We start from the raw sequence: 2425 nt of genomic DNA, 5'->3' as shown, positions 1-2425 counted from the left end.
GGGTGGAGCGGGCCTGGCCCGACCGTCCCGCCGGGGCGCATCCGCCCGTGGTGATCGCCGGGCTCGCGGCCGGGTGGGACGCGGTCGGCGGCGAGTTGCGGCACGCGGCGGAGGCGGCGCACGCGGCGCACGGGCTGGCGGACCGGGACTGGTACGACGTGCGCAGCCTGGATGTCGACCTGTTGCTGTGGCGACTGCGGGAGCACGGGGACCTGGCCGCGTTCGTCGACCGGGTGATCGGCCCGCTGCTCGCCCACGACCGCGACGCGCGTCCGCCGCTGGTGCCGACGCTGGAGGTGTATCTGCGGCACGCGGGCCGCAAGGCGGAGACGGCCCGCGCGCTGCACCTCAACCGCCAGACGCTGTACGACCGGCTGGCCCGGATCGCCCGGCTGCTCGGCACCGACCTGGAGGACCCCCAGACGGTGCTCGCCCTGGGGGTGGCCCTCCAGGCCCGCCGCCATGTGCGGTGAGGGGCCCTTCTAGAACGGGGTCAGGGTGAGGGTGAACGCGGTCGGGGCGGTGTCCTGGATGTACGACGCGAAGTCGGCCACGTCGTCGAAGGCGAAGCCGTACGCCTTGCCGTCGGCCGTCGCCGCGTGCATCGCCTTGGCGTAGTGGTGGGTGATCTGCTCGCCGTAGAACGCGGCCGGGTCGGTCGTCGGCTGGGCGGCGGTGTCGTGCAGCGTGGTGCGGTTGAAGCCCGCGCCGAGAATGGCCGCGACCGGCCCCGTCGTACCGTCGTTGGGCGCGGCCAGGGCGCCGTCGCAGAACAGCACGTCCTTGGTGGACGGCTTGTCGAAGGCGACCGTGGCGGGGCCGGTGAAGGAGAGCCTGCCGCCGCTGACGCGGCCGGTGAAGGTGCCCGCGTTGGTGGTGACCTCGAGGTCCTTCGACGCGTAGGCGTCCCAGACCCGGTCGATGTAGGACGCGAAGTAGTCCTGCGGGAACAGCCCCGCGCCCAGGCCGTGGCCGGGCGCGACGACCCGCAGGTCGTCCCCGATGACCAGCGGCTCGAACGCCTCGACCGCGCGGAGGTCGGAGAAGACCTTGGCGCGGGCGCCGTCCTTGAGGGTGCCGGTCGTCTGGTCCTTGGCGCCGGTGAGTCGGATGGCGAGCGGGACGCTGAACATGTCGACCATGGTGGTGTTGCAGAACATGCCGGAGGCGTTGAAGGTGAACTCCGCGCAGTCGTGCATGACCTGGTAGTTCGGGTCGCCGGACACCCAGCCCGCCGGGTACTGGAGCGCGGCCTTGCCCGCCCCGTCCGTCACCACCTTGAACTTGAGCTTGGCGCCCAGCGCGACATAGATCCGGCCGGACATCCGGGGCAGCGTCAGCTTCGTGTCGCCGCTTGCCGAGAGCGGGATGGCGTAGTCGGCGAAGCCGTCGGCGCCGTTGTCGGAGAGCGCGACGGGGGCGAGGGTGCCGTCGGGGGTGACGCGGACCTGCTGGTTGTCGGCGTTGCCGACGATGTAGAGCCATATCGACGCGTTGCCGAACTGGCCGGTCTTGTTGGCGACCGTGAGGGGAAGCGTTTCGGCACTCGTCGTTTCGGCACGCGTCGTTTCGGCACGCGTCAGGGCCTGCGCCCCGCCGGTGAGCGTGGGCCCGGTGCCCGCGGCAGCGGCGGAGGCAGCGATTCCGCTCAGCAGCATTCTGCGTGTGATCATGACAATGCACTCCTCGGCGTAGTGGGGGTTGCCGGGACATGACAGGAAAAGCGACACGAGGAAAGACGCGCGCCGTCAGAGAGCGCTCTCTCGGTCCACCGCGCAGCACCCTGCCGATCGGCGACCGGGGGCGTCAACCCCCTGCACGCAGAAAGGTCTGCACCAATTCGTCGTAGACGCTGAGGACATGGGCCACCGTGTCGTCCTCCGTCGGCCACTCCACGGTCCGCGCCCGCCCCGCCGCGGTCAGCTCCGCGCGCCGCGCGGGGTCGCCCAGCAGCCGGATCACGGCGTCGGCCAGGGCGTCGGGGTCGCCGTACGGGACGAGTTCGGCGGCGTCCCCCACCAGTTCGGGCACCCCGCCCACCGCCGTGGCGACCAGCGGCACCCCCGCGTGCAGCGCCTCCTGGGCCAGCAGCGAACGCGCCTCCCAGCGGCTGGACAGCACGCAGACATCGGCGACGGCCAGCAACTCCGGTACGTCGTCCCGGCGGCCGAGCAGCCGCACCGGGAGGCCCTCGGCGTCGATCCGGCGCTGCAACACGCCCCGGTCCGGCCCCTCCCCCGCGATCGCCAGCAGCGGCGGCGGGTCCAGGGTGCGCCAGCGGCGCGCCGCGTCCAGCAGCGGGCCGTGGCCCGTGGCGGCGTCCAGACGGCCGACCGCGAGCAGCAGGGCCCGCTCCACCGCGCCCAGTTCCGCGCGCGCCTTCTGGCGGGCACCGTCGCCCGTCTCGGGCGCGGGGCGCGGCGCG

At 73.2% G+C, this 2425-nt stretch carries 3 protein-coding genes; 1 reads left to right on the top strand and 2 read right to left on the bottom strand.

What is annotated here, in order from left to right; translation table 11 throughout:
- Positions 1-473, top strand: a 473-nt coding sequence (locus EEJ42_RS32255) for a PucR family transcriptional regulator (protein WP_148082097.1), incomplete at its 5' end; no start/stop codon positions are given.
- Between the two features lie 9 nt (positions 474-482).
- Here the strand turns inward: EEJ42_RS32255 and EEJ42_RS32250 are convergent.
- Positions 483-1673: a glycoside hydrolase family 64 protein gene (locus EEJ42_RS32250; protein ID WP_123105457.1), complete on the bottom strand. Its 1191-nt coding sequence runs from the start codon at positions 1671-1673 to the stop codon at positions 483-485.
- 133 nt (positions 1674-1806) lie between these two features.
- Positions 1807-2425: glycosyltransferase (locus EEJ42_RS32245; RefSeq protein ID WP_123105455.1), on the bottom strand; the 619-nt coding region annotated here is incomplete at its 5' end.

Origin of the sequence: Streptomyces botrytidirepellens, from assembly GCF_003721215.1 — a bacterium.
Lineage (GTDB): Bacteria > Actinomycetota > Actinomycetes > Streptomycetales > Streptomycetaceae > Streptomyces > Streptomyces himastatinicus.
Note: the sequence above shows the minus strand (reverse complement) of the source record. Positions and strands in the feature narration are given on the sequence as shown.

Coding starts and splice junctions, on each gene's coding strand:
- EEJ42_RS32250 (WP_123105457.1), bottom strand. CDS start 1,673: ATGATCACACGCAGAATGCTGCTGAGCGGAATCGCTGCCTCCGCCGCT.